Origin of the sequence: Domibacillus indicus (assembly GCF_023715895.1) — a bacterium.
GTDB lineage: Bacteria > Bacillota > Bacilli > Bacillales > Domibacillaceae > Domibacillus > Domibacillus indicus_A.
In genome coordinates this window covers 1-13,608 of record NZ_JAMBOO010000032.1, presented here as the reverse complement: position 1 = coordinate 13,608, position 13,608 = coordinate 1, and the positions used below count along the sequence as shown (strand labels likewise).

At 44.1% G+C, this 13,608-nt stretch carries 15 protein-coding genes and 1 riboswitch; of the genes, 2 read left to right on the top strand and 13 right to left on the bottom strand.

The features are described from left to right. Positions 1 to 37: 37 nt before the first annotated feature. Entirely contained in the window at positions 38 to 2,092 is a 2,055-nt protein-coding gene (locus tag M3221_RS23065) for a methyl-accepting chemotaxis protein (protein WP_251274238.1), read from the top strand. Between the two features lie 115 nt (positions 2,093 to 2,207). On the opposite strand, the gene M3221_RS26425 is transcribed toward M3221_RS23065, so the two are convergent. Beyond that, positions 2,208 to 2,336, bottom strand: a complete 129-nt coding sequence (locus M3221_RS26425) for a hypothetical protein (protein WP_285881935.1) — start codon at positions 2,334 to 2,336, stop codon at positions 2,208 to 2,210. Between the two features lie 38 nt (positions 2,337 to 2,374). Further along, positions 2,375 to 2,456: riboswitch (cyclic di-GMP riboswitch) on the bottom strand. A 403-nt stretch (positions 2,457 to 2,859) separates the two neighbouring features. Between M3221_RS26425 and M3221_RS23060 the strand changes: the two genes are divergently transcribed. After that, on the top strand, positions 2,860 to 3,204 hold the full coding sequence (locus M3221_RS23060; protein ID WP_311316169.1) for an ATP-binding protein: 345 nt from the start codon (positions 2,860 to 2,862) through the stop codon (positions 3,202 to 3,204). A gap of 13 nt (positions 3,205 to 3,217) precedes the next feature. Here M3221_RS23060 and M3221_RS23055 read toward each other — a convergent pair whose 3' ends face one another. From M3221_RS23055 to gloA2, 12 genes are all read right to left on the bottom strand, one after another. Continuing rightward, positions 3,218 to 3,610: a Rok-like winged helix domain-containing protein gene (locus M3221_RS23055; protein ID WP_251274234.1), complete on the bottom strand. Its 393-nt coding sequence runs from the start codon at positions 3,608 to 3,610 to the stop codon at positions 3,218 to 3,220. Positions 3,611 to 3,807: 197 nt separating this feature from the next. Further along, on the bottom strand, positions 3,808 to 4,212 hold the full coding sequence (locus M3221_RS23050; protein WP_251274232.1) for a Rok-like winged helix domain-containing protein: 405 nt from the start codon (positions 4,210 to 4,212) through the stop codon (positions 3,808 to 3,810). Between the two features lie 649 nt (positions 4,213 to 4,861). Continuing rightward, positions 4,862 to 5,683: a carbohydrate ABC transporter permease gene (locus M3221_RS23045; protein ID WP_251274231.1), complete on the bottom strand. Its 822-nt coding sequence runs from the start codon at positions 5,681 to 5,683 to the stop codon at positions 4,862 to 4,864. Position 5,684: 1 nt separating this feature from the next. Beyond that, entirely contained in the window at positions 5,685 to 6,680 is a 996-nt protein-coding gene (locus M3221_RS23040) for a carbohydrate ABC transporter permease (RefSeq protein WP_251274229.1), read from the bottom strand. Further along, positions 6,634 to 7,947, bottom strand: coding sequence for an ABC transporter substrate-binding protein (locus M3221_RS23035; protein WP_251274227.1), 1,314 nt, complete (start codon positions 7,945 to 7,947; stop codon positions 6,634 to 6,636). Before M3221_RS23035 ends, M3221_RS23040 begins: the two co-directional genes overlap by 47 nt. 20 nt (positions 7,948 to 7,967) lie before the next feature. Then, positions 7,968 to 9,128 carry a diphosphate--fructose-6-phosphate 1-phosphotransferase gene (locus M3221_RS23030; RefSeq protein WP_251274335.1) on the bottom strand — a complete coding sequence of 387 codons (1,161 nt, stop codon included), beginning with the start codon at positions 9,126 to 9,128 and terminating at the stop codon, positions 7,968 to 7,970. A gap of 13 nt (positions 9,129 to 9,141) precedes the next feature. After that, on the bottom strand, positions 9,142 to 9,930 hold the full coding sequence (locus M3221_RS23025; protein ID WP_251274225.1) for a DeoR/GlpR family DNA-binding transcription regulator: 789 nt from the start codon (positions 9,928 to 9,930) through the stop codon (positions 9,142 to 9,144). Between the two features lie 400 nt (positions 9,931 to 10,330). After that, positions 10,331 to 11,161 carry an SGNH/GDSL hydrolase family protein gene (locus M3221_RS23020; RefSeq protein WP_251274223.1) on the bottom strand — a complete coding sequence of 277 codons (831 nt, stop codon included), beginning with the start codon at positions 11,159 to 11,161 and terminating at the stop codon, positions 10,331 to 10,333. Positions 11,162 to 11,266: 105 nt separating this feature from the next. Beyond that, a complete protein-coding gene (locus M3221_RS23015; protein ID WP_251274221.1) occupies positions 11,267 to 11,830 on the bottom strand; it encodes a hypothetical protein in 564 nt (187 codons plus the stop codon). Between the two features lie 5 nt (positions 11,831 to 11,835). Continuing rightward, positions 11,836 to 12,399 carry a YdcF family protein gene (locus tag M3221_RS23010; RefSeq protein WP_251274215.1) on the bottom strand — a complete coding sequence of 188 codons (564 nt, stop codon included), beginning with the start codon at positions 12,397 to 12,399 and terminating at the stop codon, positions 11,836 to 11,838. Between the two features lie 229 nt (positions 12,400 to 12,628). Continuing rightward, on the bottom strand, positions 12,629 to 12,763 hold the full coding sequence (locus M3221_RS26420) for a hypothetical protein (protein WP_285881927.1): 135 nt from the start codon (positions 12,761 to 12,763) through the stop codon (positions 12,629 to 12,631). A gap of 64 nt (positions 12,764 to 12,827) precedes the next feature. Continuing rightward, on the bottom strand, positions 12,828 to 13,217 hold the full coding sequence (gloA2, locus tag M3221_RS23005; RefSeq protein ID WP_251274207.1) for an SMU1112c/YaeR family gloxylase I-like metalloprotein: 390 nt from the start codon (positions 13,215 to 13,217) through the stop codon (positions 12,828 to 12,830). Between the last annotated feature and the right edge of the window lie 391 nt (positions 13,218 to 13,608).

Below are 13,608 nucleotides of genomic sequence, written 5' to 3'. Positions count from 1 at the left end.
TGCCTATACATACATTTTTAGAAAGAAGGTTTCATGTTTGTCCATTCAAAGAAAGATTATTAGTTTGCTTGTTGTGCTGATTGTTTTACTTCTCGCGTGTTCCAGTTTCCTTCAATGGATCGAATCCCGGTCCTTGAAAAAAGAAATGAATGCCGCCGCTGTACACATGAATGAAAACGCCCAAAAAAGTGTTGAAGAAGAACTGACCGAATTAACGGCCAATATTTCAAACCATCTTGTCTCGCTTGAAGAACAGGTGGATAAAACGATGTTAAACGCGGCCTATACCCTTCAGCAGATAGATACTGCACGCCAGCTGACAAACGCGGATCTTGAAGCAATAGCCAAACAAACCGGCATGACGGATCTTTACCTGGCGAACCGGCAGGGCGTGTTTACGCAATCTACGGAGGAAGCTTCACTCGGGCTGAATTTATTTTCGTTTAACGAAGCCTACCGCTCGGTTCTCGACGGAAAAACGCCGGTTATTGCGGAGCCGCTTATTTTAAAGCAAGAAACAATGGAAATCTTTAAGTTTATGATTGTTCCAAGAGCGGATGGACGTGGCGTACTCGAAGCCGCAATGAATGCCGATATTTTTGAGTCATCCTTAAAAACCTATATTCATAAAGGAAATGGGATAAAAGGCATTTACATGCTCAGTCCGGACGGGCTTGTTTTAACAGGAAATACGGCAGAGGGGGAAAAACCGCTTTGGAAACAAGGAGACATCATCCAAAACGACAATATTGGAGCCGTGCTGAAAAGCGGAAAGCCGCAGATGCATGTGAACCAGCAAAAAGCGGATATTTTTTATCCTGTGATGAAAAATGGAAAAGCCGTTTACGTGCTGTCTGCACAAATCGATACCGTTCCTTATTTCGCCAATGCTTCTATAGCCCAAAAAACGCTCAGTGAAGTCGAGCAGTCGCTGAGGGATAATATTGTTCAATCGATCGTCAGCACTCTTTTAGTTGCTTCACTGTTTTCTGCCGTTTTCATCTGGCTCGTGAAACGGACGTTACAGCCGCTCCGCGATATGGCGGATCAATCTGAAAGAATTGCCGCAGGAGATTTACGGACAAAAGGCACGGTTCTGTACAGTGAGGATGAAATCGGGCGCCTGTCCGCTGCATTCAGCAAAATGACCGGGCAGCTGCGCCATGTGATTACCCAGATCTCTACACATACCGAGCAAGTAGCGGCTTCCTCCGAGGAGCTGACGGCAAACGCCGAGGAAATGAGTAGCGCGTCTGAACAAATTTTCTCAACAGTTGCGAGTGTAGCAGCAACTGCCGATGAGCAGCGGCAAAGCGTTGAGGATATGTCGCGGACAGTTAAAGACATGTCAGCCGGCGTAGGGAAAATCGCCGAACGCTCCGGACAAATGCTGCTGAGCGCCGGCGAGTCCCTGGCTAAGTCTGAAGAAGGAAGCATGTCGATTCAAACAGCGGTTACCCAGATGAATACGATCCAGGAAACCGTACATGAAACGGCTTCTGTGATTGAAGAGCTCGGCAGGCGCTCACGGGAAATTGGCACGTTCACAGAGGTTATTACAACCATTGCCGGCCAGACGAACATGCTAGCACTAAATGCAGCGATTGAAGCGGCCCGGGCCGGCGAGCACGGCAAAGGCTTCGCGGTTGTCGCCGAAGAAGTGCGGACGTTAGCCGAGCAGTCATCCGAATCGGCTGCCCGGATCAATGGGCTGATTGCCGCTACCCAGTCTGAGATCACCCGCTCGGTTCAATCGATGAAACGAGTGATCGGCGAAGTCGCGGCAGGCATCGAATCCGTTCATCATTCCGGTGAGTCTTTTCAAAGCATTCACACAGCGGCCCGGGAAGTATCGGACCATATCGAAGCGGTCTCCGCCTCTGTGAAACAGCTTCAGTCGGGCACCGAGCAGGTTCAAGAAGTCATTCGCCTGGTAACCTCCCATTCGCATGAAACGGCCGCCAGCACCCAGCAGGTCTCTTCTTCAACTGAAGACCAAATGGCCGCGATGCAGGAGATTTCATCGTCTTCCGCATCCCTTGCTTCCATGGCCGAAGAGCTGCAAGCTCTAACGAGTACCTTTAAAGTGTAACAAGAAAAACCGCCCTGTATGCCGGGGCGGTTTTTTCTTGACCATTTTCTTGTTTTCATGACCCATTCTACGTTTTCGTGGCTAACTAACTCTCTTAGCCGTCAACGCCTGCCGGTTAGTTGATTCTTTTTCTTGGACGGCTTCCGACCTTCATATAGAAGCTTCCTTCATCCAGTGTTTTAAAGAATTTGATGCCTACCCATTTTAGCGGCGTCCAGATCTCCTTCATACTGTATAACGGCATAATAGATGCCCTCCTTTAGATGAGTGTCCGAGACCGTATTCGACAACTGGCTGGCATGGATTCCCTTTAGCCCCTATAGTTTTGCGTCATCGCTTTTCAGCGATTTTGCCCTTTCGCACAATGTTCGTGGTGTCTTTATTATAAAGCAAAAAACCCTGATAATATAGGTATATTCGTTCGACAAATTCCAACAAACCGCGTCGTTATAAGGTTTTTTGTGTCCTTTCCAAAAACACACTTTTGACCTATACCGCCAAAAAATCTCTTATATTTTGAATGATATTCATTTAAAGTAATTTAATTTTCTGCCGCCGTGCGATGAATACACTACACACACTGTAGATATAGGATTTCACCGGAATAGGAATTTCAGAACCCGCTTATAGAAAGGAACGAAAAAATATAAACAAAAAAGGTACATATCCAAAAAGGAAATAATAAACAGTCTATTTTCTTAACGAAGGGTGTAATTAGCACTAGTTCCATTAATTGAAGGCTTAATGCTATATATCTATAACAGCCCATTCTGCTAGTTATTAAAAAAGCGCTGTTTAACACTCTTCATAACGGAATTGGGTCAATGCCGGCAGGAGGGCTTCTGTCCATTCATTTAAAAAAACAGGACAGCACGATTTGTATCGAAGTGATCGATGAAGGGGTAGGTATTGCTGAAGAGCGGCTTCCAAAGCTTGGCGAGCCGTTTTATTCCAATAAAGAAAAAGGTATCGGCCTCGAGCTGATGCTTACTTTCAAAATCATGCAGCAGCACAGCTGGGCTATTGGAGTGAAAAGCCAGCTGGACCATGGCACCCATGTCACGATCTCGATTCCGCTGGATGCCCAGCACGAAAAAAGCCGCCTCATCTAGAGGCGGCTTTTTCTTATTTTACTCCATACTCATAAATATATAAGCCGCGGCCCAGCCGTACAACACGGTCATACTCGGGCTCTAATACTTTCATAAAGGAACTCATGTTTGAAATGCGCTTTCCGGTTGCTTGTTCGACAAACTCTTGAATTTCAACTGCACGAACCGGTTCCTTTCGTTCTTTTAAATAGGCAACGGTCACCTCGCGCAGCTCATGTACATTTTCTCTCGGGCGGCGGCTTACGGCATGCTCCTTCTCCCTGCCTTCACCGTTTTCCAGCTCGTGCAGTCTTTTTAAAAGCAGGTCCCGCTCTTCCTCGAGTGCTTCCAGCATCTGTGCTTCCGCTTGACCAATTTGGCTTAATCTCGTTTTAATTGCTTGTTGTTCAGTAAATCTTCCTCTCAAAATGGATCCCGTTCCCTCCTAGGAAGTGACAGATGGCACTTTCTAACGTTTCAAATCATTCCATGTTATATTAAAAATGAGTAACTTTTGGTCTATTCAAGTTGCTAAAAAACAATAAATTTCTTTGCATTATTTCTCAACTATAAGAACTCATTTTGTGTGCTTTCTCTCCATTTAAACCATTACTTTTGTTTATCTTACACGTGCGACAGTACTTTTTTCTCGTATACATACATACCGCGCCCGAGCTTGCGGACTTCTTCATGTTTTGGCATCAGCGCATTCATAAAGGCACTCATATTGCCAATATGGTGGCCGGTCTGATCCTTCACAAACTGCTGAACCGCAAAGCCGCGGACAGGACGCTTTTCCTCTTTTAAATACGCCACAATCACTTCCTGCAAATATTCTACATACGCTGACCGCCGCCGTTCTTTTACACTGCCGGCTCTCTTTCTGGCATTCGGCAGCTCCATCATCGCCAGCCTGAGTTCCAATTGCTTTCGTTCCTGGTCAAAATGGCGTCTAATCTCCCTTTCTGTTTGGTCAATTTGATGAAGCCGATTCTGAATCGCTTCCCGTTCTCCAAACACTGCTTTCATCGCTATCCCTCTACTTTCTTTGAATGAAAAATGTATTAATTGTACATGTTTAAAAGTATACGGAAATATAGTACTTTTATCATAGTTAACGAACAAAAAAAGTAAATAAACCAGTCAAATACATACAAAATGTGATAACTTTAGTTACATCCCTTTCCCACTGCTGATCCAGTTTTCTGAGGCCCTCATTTCTCCCTTTCCTCTGCAAGCAGAAGCACCTTTCAGCCTTTTGTTCTGTAGCGTGCTTTTATTATAGCAAAATAGTTCTTTATAAAGAACGAAATAAGCGAAAAATGAGATGGATGGCCTTTTATGAGAAAGTAAGGTCATTGAAACTTTTTTTTGAATCTAAAAATCCAATTATTGCTTCTTATAAAACCCGCTTGAAACGCTGTAGCATTTAGTTTGATATCGAGACAACCTATAAGCCTATTATCCTACAAATTCTAAAAAAATCCACATTTTTCTATCGACAAATTGTGACACCCCTGTCTACTACGACGGCAAGGCTATTCAAATAGGCATAAAGCATTCAGCATATTCGAATCATCACTTTCCATTTATCCATAGCTCAAACCAACAAAAAAAGAACTGGGATGTTTCTCTAAACACCCAGTTCTTCCTTTTATAAAGATGATAAGTCATTCACTTACTTTACACTTCCAGCTGTTAAACCTTGCAGGAAATACTTTTGAACGAAAAGGAATACAACGATAAGCGGTGCGCTGGCCATAAAGGATAGCGCCATCAGTGCATTCCATTCGGTTGTAAATTCCCCAATTAACATGCCGATCCCGATCGTAAGCGGTCGGACACTAATCGAATTCGTGAGCACGATCGCAAATAAAAATTCATTCCAGGCCAGGATAAAGGTATACACACCCGTGGCAATTAACCCTGGCAGGCTGGGCGGGAGAATAATATAAAAGAATGTCCGGAAAGGTCCGCAGCCGTCGATTTTGGCCGCTTCGTCCAGTTCATATGGAATGGTGGTGATAAAATCACGCATCATCATAATGGAAAACGGCAGCGCAAACGATGTATAGGCGAGAATAAGAGCAAAATAACTGTTGTAAAGACCAACACGGGTAATAAACAGAAAATACGGGATGACGAGAAGCACCATCGGGAACATTTGTGTCACCAAAATGTATGTAATGGCTGCTCTCTTCCCTTTAAATTGAAACCTGGAAAATCCGTAGCCCGCTAGCGCAGCGAACAAAAGACAAACGAACGTGACGGACAGGGCGATCATATAGCTGTTCATAAACAGCTTCATCAGCTCTGCATTTTCAAACACTTTTCCGAACGCCTCTAACGTCCAATTTTGCGGCAGAATCGACAAAGGCATGGAGAATACCTCAGTGTTGGCCCTGAAAGACACACTGACCATCCAAAAAATCGGAAGAAGCGCGATGCTTCCCAGTACGATTAAAGCAGCATACGTTGTGTATTGCGGCCTGCTTGTCATCTTACGCTCTCTCCTTTCGAATCGATGCCCGAATGTACAATGAGGAAATGACAATCATGATCATCAGCATGAAAATGGCAGTCGCAGATGCATAACCAAAGTCAAGCGTTCTAAATGCATAATGGTACACATACGTGGATAGAATTTCGGTTGAGTTTACCGGGCCTCCTCCTGTCATGAGAAACACAAGATCAAAAGAGCGGAAATTCCAAATAAATTCTAAAACCGCTACGGTTAAGATGATGTTTTTAATCTGGGGAATGGTAATGTAGAACAGCTTTTGAAAAAAGCCGGCGCCGTCAATATCGGCTGCTTCATATAAATCATGAGAAATGGTTTGCAGGCTCGCTAAAATCATCAGCATCATAAACGGAAAACCGCGCCATACATTGGCGATAATAACGGCAAAAAGAGCCGTTGTTTCATTGCTCAGCCACGCTGTCTGCGAAATGGTCTCCAGCCCAATGCCTTTCAGCAGGTAGTTGACGAGCCCGAACGGATTAAACATGAGCATGAAGATGGCGGCTACGACGGTAGAAGACGTCAGCCATGGAAACATGAGCAGCGCCCGGAACACGCCCCGAAACTTCGAATTGATCGGCTGGTTTAATAAAAGGGCGAAGGTCATGCCGGCCGCCAGTCCAAGAAGCACGCTCGTAAAAGTAAAAATGACCGTATTTTTCAAGGCGTTCCAAAACAGCGGGTCGACAATAAAGTGGCTGTAATTCGCCAGACCGGCAAAAACCGGATTCGCTTTGTCCGTGTAATCATAAAAGCTCATTTGAATCACCTGGAAAAGCGGGTAGCCTGTTAACAGGATCAAAACCGTCATCGCCGGCATAATAAAGGAAACTTTTACGAAGAATTGCTGCAGGTTCTTTGCTTGATTCCCTGCCGGCTCCTCACTGTTTTTCAGAAAGGGGAGGCTCTTTGAGAGCCCCCGCAGACCATCACTGCTCAGCTTTTTCAAACGCTGCATTCCAATAGGTCGCTGCATCGTCCAAAGCCTCCTTTGCTGTCTTTTTATCCGTTAAATAATTTTGCACTTCAATCGTAAACTGCTTTCTTAAATCATTCGCCTGCGGCAGGAAGTTATCAATGACTTCTACCCGGTCTGCCGTTTCCGCTTGGTCAATAAACACCTTTAAATACGGATCTTCCTGGAAATAAGGGTCTTGCATTGTTTGTTTGTTGTACGGGAAGAAGTTTGTCGCTTTATCCCACAGCAGCTGTCCTTCTGCACTGCCCATAAACTCAATAAACTTCCAGGCTGCTTCTTTGTTTTTCCCTTTTGAGGCCAGAGTCAGGACAGATCCCTGCGCAATCGTGCCTGTTTGTTCACCAGCTGGTAGAGGCACGACACCAAATTCTAAATCAGGATTCAAACCTTCCTGAATTTTAACGCCCCACGGGCCTTCAAACATAAAAGCGACATTTCCTGCTGAGAAGTTCGCCCGTTTTTCTTTTTCACCTGCACTCAATTCCCCAGGCGTTGTGACTTTGTGTTCTTTCACTAACGACTTGTAAAACTCCAATGCTTTTACGCCTTCTGGCGTGTTGAAGGCAGCCCGGTTATTTTCAATAATTTTACCTCCGGCTTGAAGAATAAACGGGAAGATCTCGTAAGAAATAACGGTTGGCGGCTCAGCAGCCAGGTTGCCTGTCAGTGCATATTGGTTTTTGCTTGTGTCGGTTAATTTAATCGAAGCGGCTAAAAACTCGTCCCATGTTTTTGGCGGCTCGACGCCTGCTTCTTCGAGAAGCTTCTTATTGTAAAACAGGGCAATATTTCCGTTCGTAATCGGAATGCCGTAGCGCTTGCCTTTCCACGGCTGTGTCATCGGGCCTTCAATGGCCGCCTGGTAATCTTCCGGCAGCTTCTCGATATAAGAATCAATCGGGTCAATCATACCCGCATCCGCAAATTCTGTTACCCAGGCGCCTGAAGCTGTAATGACATCCGGCGGCATACCCGCTAAATCCAGGGATAAGAGCTTGTCATGCTCTTGTGCAAAAGGAATATCTTCAATGATGAGTTCAATATCTGGGTGTTTTTTTTCAAAAGCGGCTTTTACTTCGTTGATTTTGTCGGGACCTTGTTCATTTACCCAGTGCTGCATCCAGCGCACCTGCGTTCTTCCATCGTCGCTTTTGGATGCTTCCTGCTCTGGTTCAGAACCGGCTGTGTTTGATGTTGAAGGGGGGGAGCATGCAGTCATGAATAACGAAACAGCAAAGAGTGTTGAAAACCATTTTTTCTTCAAAAGGTTCATCTCCCTCAATGTTAAAATGATTTACGCAAAATAGTAAGCGGTTTCATTATGTTGAAATCGATTAAAGGCCGTAAATAATTTTGAAAGGCTGGAGTGGCCATTTGAGCTTGGTCATCCCAATAAAAAGAAGGAAGCGTTCGTTCTTTTCCGGCAATATCGTTCAGTGGCACCGCTTCGACCGCGCAACAGTACGGGTCATCCTGCAGCCGCTTTAAGCTCATCATTACACCGGACGAACCGCTCAGTGCTGCTTCAACGGCCCTTTCTCCTAAAAGCTTTGCTTCCTGAAGATCCGTTTGGGAGGCCAGGCCAAAAGCGCTTCTATATAAGGAGCCAGGGCTAGTCAGCCTTGTTTTGTAGCCGAGCTTATCGACAATCTCACTCGACAGCATATGGCTGATGCCGCCATTGTAGCCTTTTCTTTTTTTGTTAGACGAGGACGGAGAGCGGATACCGTCCACTTGAAAATGGTCGGGCACAATGACCATCAGCTTTTTGAACTTCCGATAATAGCTTTCAATCTCCTGCAGAAATTGGTCAAGTGTCCGCGTTTTTTCCGGCAGGTAAATCAGCTGTGGAAATTGATCCGGCCTCTCTTTGCCAAAAGCACTCGCAGCCGCCAGCCAGCCTGAATTTCCTCCCATCACTTCAATCAATTCAACTTGATCATAACTGCCTAAAGAGTCCATATCCGCCCCAATCCATTGAATCGACTGAATGAAAAACTTGGCGGCACTGCCGTAGCCGGGCGTGTGATCTGTGCCAAACAAATCGTTATCAATGGTTTTTGGGATATGCACGAACACCATGTCTTTCCGGATAGATTGTACATAATCATGAAGCGCCTGAACAGTTCTGGATGAGCCGTTTCCGCCTATGTAGCAGAAAATACGAATATCCCGTTCATCCATTTTACGGATAATCCGCTCCATGTCCCCTTCGATTAATTCGTATCTTGATCCGCCGAGAAGAGCTCCCGGCTGATGGGCCGCTTTCTCCAGCGTACTCAGCTCACCGTCCAGCAGCACCATCCGGTCACGCACCAGGCCTTCCACTCCATTCAAGGAGCCGTACACATGATGGATCGCTGGATTTGCCACAGCAGCCAAAACAGCTCCATACAATGATTGATTAATAACCGATGTCGGACCGCCCGATTGTGCGATCAGCATATTCGTCACGTTCTCACCTCCTTTCTGCAATCATCACATTCACTCTTTGCCGCAATTGTTCGAGAATAGAAGACTCAATCTTGTCATCCGTAATAATGGTATGATGAGATTCCAAGTCTAGAACCTGAAATGAGGCAATCGTATTTATTTTTGAAGAATCCGCCAGCCAGTAGACTTCCCGAGCAGAGCGGGCAAGCATTCTCTTTACCTCTACTTCTAATAAATCATGGCACGTAAAGCCTTTTTCCAGCGACACGCCTGATACACCGATAAATACTTTATCCGCATACAAGGTGCTCAAGCTGTCTTTTAAAACGGAGCTGACAATCGTTGTCGTCCGCGAACGAAATATGCCGCCCATCAATACCTTTGTAATGTTCTCTTTTTCTTCAAGCGCCTCGGCAATATTCACTGCCGTTAAAAAAGCGGTGATTCTTTTTTGCGAATCGAGGCTTTGAGCGAGATGAAAGGTGGTCGATCCTGCATCGATGATAACGCTTTCATTTTGTTCGATAAGAGATGACGCTTTCCGGGCAATTTGCTGCTTTTCAAGCCTGTTTTTTTCGTATTGCTGCTGAAAACGATCGTTCAAATCCTTTGTTGAATAATCCGGCAGGTCCGCTTTCCATTCAGCTCCTCCCCTGATTCGAATCACGTTCTTGGACTGCTTTTCCAGAAACTCGACATCGCGCCGGGCCGTTACATTAGAGATGCCCAGCTCCTTTGCCAGCTGTGAAATACTGACGGTTTTTTTGTCCCTGATCATTTCAAGCATCAGGTTATGTCTTTGCTTTGTGATCATAGTCGCTCACCTACGATTAAATTTTCAGAATATTGATTCGTTTTTTACTTTTTTTTATTATAGTTGATCGTTTCTCCTTTGTACATGTATTTTTTTGATCAAAATGTTACTGATTTCGAAAAAAAGGAGCATATCATGATCAAAAGATTGAATTATAAAATTTACCCCTATCATTTTACAGAGGAGATCTTAGAATGGTTTCAACAATCTCTTTTTCTCTTCAGCAGGCATTTCCCAGGCTATTTTTTAATTCAATGAAAACCTAACTTTTTAAACATAAGCTCTTACATACAAAAAAAACACCCGGAACTAACATGCTCCAGATGCTTTATTTCCTATGAGTTTTTCCCATTCAAGCCTCAGTAAATTTGTCCTTTATTCACCCTTCTGCACGGCTCACCTATTTTGTCATATGGGCAAATATCGTTTCTGACCATAGCAAGTACCCATTATCATTTGGATACATGCCTTGCGTTAAAATCGTCGACAGCTTTTTGTTCTCAGCAGCCAGACGAGCCTCCATTTCGTTGTGGATATTCACGTAAGCCCACCTTTTCTCCTTCGTAAGCCGAGTAAGTTCTCTCGTATAATCGTTATAGGTGTAGCCTGCATGATTTTCTGTTCTTTCTTCTGAAACGATTGATATCGGGTTAGATGACGTGAGAAGGATTTTGGCTTCAGGTGCGTTTTTTTGTATAGAACGAACGATCGCCTCGACATTCTCTTTTGTTTCGTCCATCGATACATGCTGGTCGTAATTTTGAAAAAGGGCAGCTTCAACAATAACCAGGTCTGGGTTGTCGCCAATGACGCTTTTTACTTTTGCTTCTTTCACTAACCGGGCTGTGGAGTATTCGGGAAATCCATGCGTATGTATGTGTATTTTTTGAAAATCTTTCCCTAAAGAGTGAAGCTGTGCTTCGAGACGGTTTCCCCAGGTGTATTGCGGGCCACTCGCTCCGATACCGGCAGTTCCGCTGCTGCCAAGCAGCGAGATTATCACCTGATCCTGTGTCAGGGACTTATACTGAAGATAATCGACAAGAGGCTGACTTGGATTCAATTCAGGATCTAAAGAATCAAGCAGCGCTTTTTGCTCCTCTTTCTGTTTGTAAGCCGCATAAGCTGTCTGGCCCTGCACTTCGATTTTGTTGTCATAGTGCCACTTGCCTGCAAGCAAGACGGAAATGGTTGAAACGATAGCCAGGATTAACGAAAAGTGTTTAGACATCTTCTTCTCCTTTTCCTTTAATGGATGATAATACCATTATAAAACCTAACTTTCATTGACGTAAGGTTATTCGTTCGACAAATTCCGTTTCTTTACCTGTTAACCTTACTTTAGTGCTGCCTCAATCGCCGCAATTTCTTCCGCACTAAAACGGGAATAAGCAATTTGAAGAGCCATTTGCTGCTGCTCCGCCGTCAATCCGTTGGCAGAAACCTTGTTATAAAGCGCAATTTCCTGTTGAGAGAAGCGGCTAAAGACAAACTGCATCGCTTCTTCTTGGGACGCAAAATACAGACCGCCGGTTTCGACATCTGCGCTCGTTGAACCTGTTTCCGCTTTTGGTGCTGGCGTTTGCTCGGAAGCCGTCCCTGATTTTTCCGCTTCCTTCAGCAGCTCATTGGCTTCCGCCGGAATTTCTGTGACTTGAGGAGCCGTCTCCTCCACTGGTTTGGTAGCTGCTGCTTCAGACGTTTCTTCAGACGTTGTTTCCTTGCTTTTAACTTCCTTTTCCTCAACATGCTCTTTAACAGAGTCAATTTGTTCAGCCACTGGCTTGTTTTCCTGGGCAGCCTGCTCTGTCTGCTCCTGTTTTTCTTTGCCTGGCGACCAAATAGCCGCCAAAGCCCCAAGGAGCACAACAAACCCTATTACACTGATCCATTTTTTCATCTTCACTAACCCTCCATATCAATCCATTTATACAGCCGCAGCTCATAAGCTGGCAGCTTGATAAACTCTTTTAGCGTAAGACGAATGTTTTTCTTGTCTCGATACCATGCCTCATCATTCCTCAGTGACGATACATAAGTCAGCTCAATCCCGCTGTTCTTGTAAACCTGGTCAAAAATGAGCTTTACCCTCCTCATGTGATAGTCAGATGAAACGACAATGGCTGAATCAAATCCTTGCTCAACCATAAGTGTTTTTGTATAAAGCGCATTGGTGTATGTACTGGTTGCTTCTGTTTCTAATAGAAGATCCTGCTCTGGCACGCCAAGCGTTACAGCTTCCTCTGGCGTTGTTCCTGGTTCAGCCGCATTAGACAGCATTATTTTACTGCTATAGCCTTTATTGTATAACTCGACTGCTTTTCTTAATCGTCCTGTGTCTCCACTAAGTGTGATAATGACCTCCGCTTCCGTTGGCTGTTCATCAACGACAAGAAACATTCGTGCCAGCGGAAGAAGGAGCAGAAAACCTATCACTATGTAAAAAGTATACTTTATGATCTTTCGCATAAGCTGCCTTTCTCTCATTATTTATCGAGCTGTTCCGTTAAACGATAAGTTGTGGATACATTTCATCTTAAAGACTATATATCACTTATAAATACCGGTCACTACTTCCTGGCTAATTCCCTTATCGGACCCTTATAAAGAGACACACTTCTTTTTCTCTAAACCAAAAACAGAGCCTCTTTATAGAAGCTCTGTCTTACTTTCATTTTATTTTACCATTAATATCCTATTAGGAAAGTGCTCTTTTTATAAAAACACTAAAAAGTTTTAACCATCCAAAAAAGGAAATCCAAAGCGGAATGCTGAGCCCGATACTCCATTGCAATCCTTTTAAAATGGATCCTTCTTCTTGCTGACGATTCATTTTCATCACCTCTCTAGATATCCTTGCAATAGTATATCCAGAAAGAACGAAAATGAAATGAAAGTCAGATTTTTTCATACAATTCAAGCGGAAGGCCATCCGGGTCATGAAAAAACGTAAAGCGTTGACCTGTTCCTTTGTCGATGCGAACCGGCTCTACCGTTACCCCCTGCTTCTCCAGTTTGCAAATAGCTTCATCAATATCTCCCACCTCAAACGCCAGATGACGCAGCCCTTGTGCTTCTGGGTAGCTTGGTCGCTTAGGAGCTCCTGGAAAAGAAAATAACTCAATTTGGTCAGCCGTTCCCACACGTAAATCTAATTTAAAGGAACCTCGCTCCTCTCTGTATGTTTCTGCAATAATATCCAAACCCAATATTTCCGTATAAAACTTTTTTGATCGTTTATAGTTCGAACAAATAATTGCTGCATGATGAATTTTATTAATATTCATAGGATCATCCTTTACTTATGAAGAGAAATACCATTGTTATTATAGCTTTTCGGGATCGCTATTTACAAAAACAAAAGCAACAGTACATCTAGACAAGGTCCAAGAGTACTTACTAATACATTGGTAATATCAGTCTATCGGTTTGGCATAAAACAATTGAACTAATCCTAAAAAATACCGCCAATTGTATTTAAGCAAGAACTATTTACTAGCTCCGCTTAAATGCAATGGAGTAATTTAACACAAATGCCACTTGACCGATTATGGAGCGTCTACACTTATCTGGACAGAAAAATTAAGGTCACGTACACTTGACCTAAAACAGATGAGGAGCTCCAACTATGACAAAGCGAGAACGCCGCACATTCACGCCTGAGTTTAAAAAGCAAAT

What these genes read in the sequence shown, in the direction of transcription:
- gloA2 (WP_251274207.1), bottom strand. Translation starts at nt 13,217, where the DNA reads ATGAATATTAATAAAATTCATCATGCAGCAATTATTTGTTCGAACTAT.
- M3221_RS23025 (WP_251274225.1), bottom strand. Translation starts at nt 9,930, where the DNA reads ATGATCACAAAGCAAAGACATAACCTGATGCTTGAAATGATCAGGGAC.
- M3221_RS23020 (WP_251274223.1), bottom strand. Translation starts at nt 11,161, where the DNA reads ATGTCTAAACACTTTTCGTTAATCCTGGCTATCGTTTCAACCATTTCC.
- M3221_RS23050 (WP_251274232.1), bottom strand. Translation starts at nt 4,212, where the DNA reads ATGAAAGCAGTGTTTGGAGAACGGGAAGCGATTCAGAATCGGCTTCAT.
- M3221_RS23030 (WP_251274335.1), bottom strand. Translation starts at nt 9,128, where the DNA reads ATGCTGATCGCACAATCGGGCGGTCCGACATCGGTTATTAATCAATCA.
- M3221_RS23015 (WP_251274221.1), bottom strand. Translation starts at nt 11,830, where the DNA reads ATGAAAAAATGGATCAGTGTAATAGGGTTTGTTGTGCTCCTTGGGGCT.
- M3221_RS26425 (WP_285881935.1), bottom strand. Translation starts at nt 2,336, where the DNA reads ATGCCGTTATACAGTATGAAGGAGATCTGGACGCCGCTAAAATGGGTA.
- M3221_RS23040 (WP_251274229.1), bottom strand. Translation starts at nt 6,680, where the DNA reads ATGCAGCGACCTATTGGAATGCAGCGTTTGAAAAAGCTGAGCAGTGAT.
- M3221_RS23045 (WP_251274231.1), bottom strand. Translation starts at nt 5,683, where the DNA reads ATGACAAGCAGGCCGCAATACACAACGTATGCTGCTTTAATCGTACTG.
- M3221_RS26420 (WP_285881927.1), bottom strand. Translation starts at nt 12,763, where the DNA reads ATGAATCGTCAGCAAGAAGAAGGATCCATTTTAAAAGGATTGCAATGG.
- M3221_RS23010 (WP_251274215.1), bottom strand. Translation starts at nt 12,399, where the DNA reads ATGCGAAAGATCATAAAGTATACTTTTTACATAGTGATAGGTTTTCTG.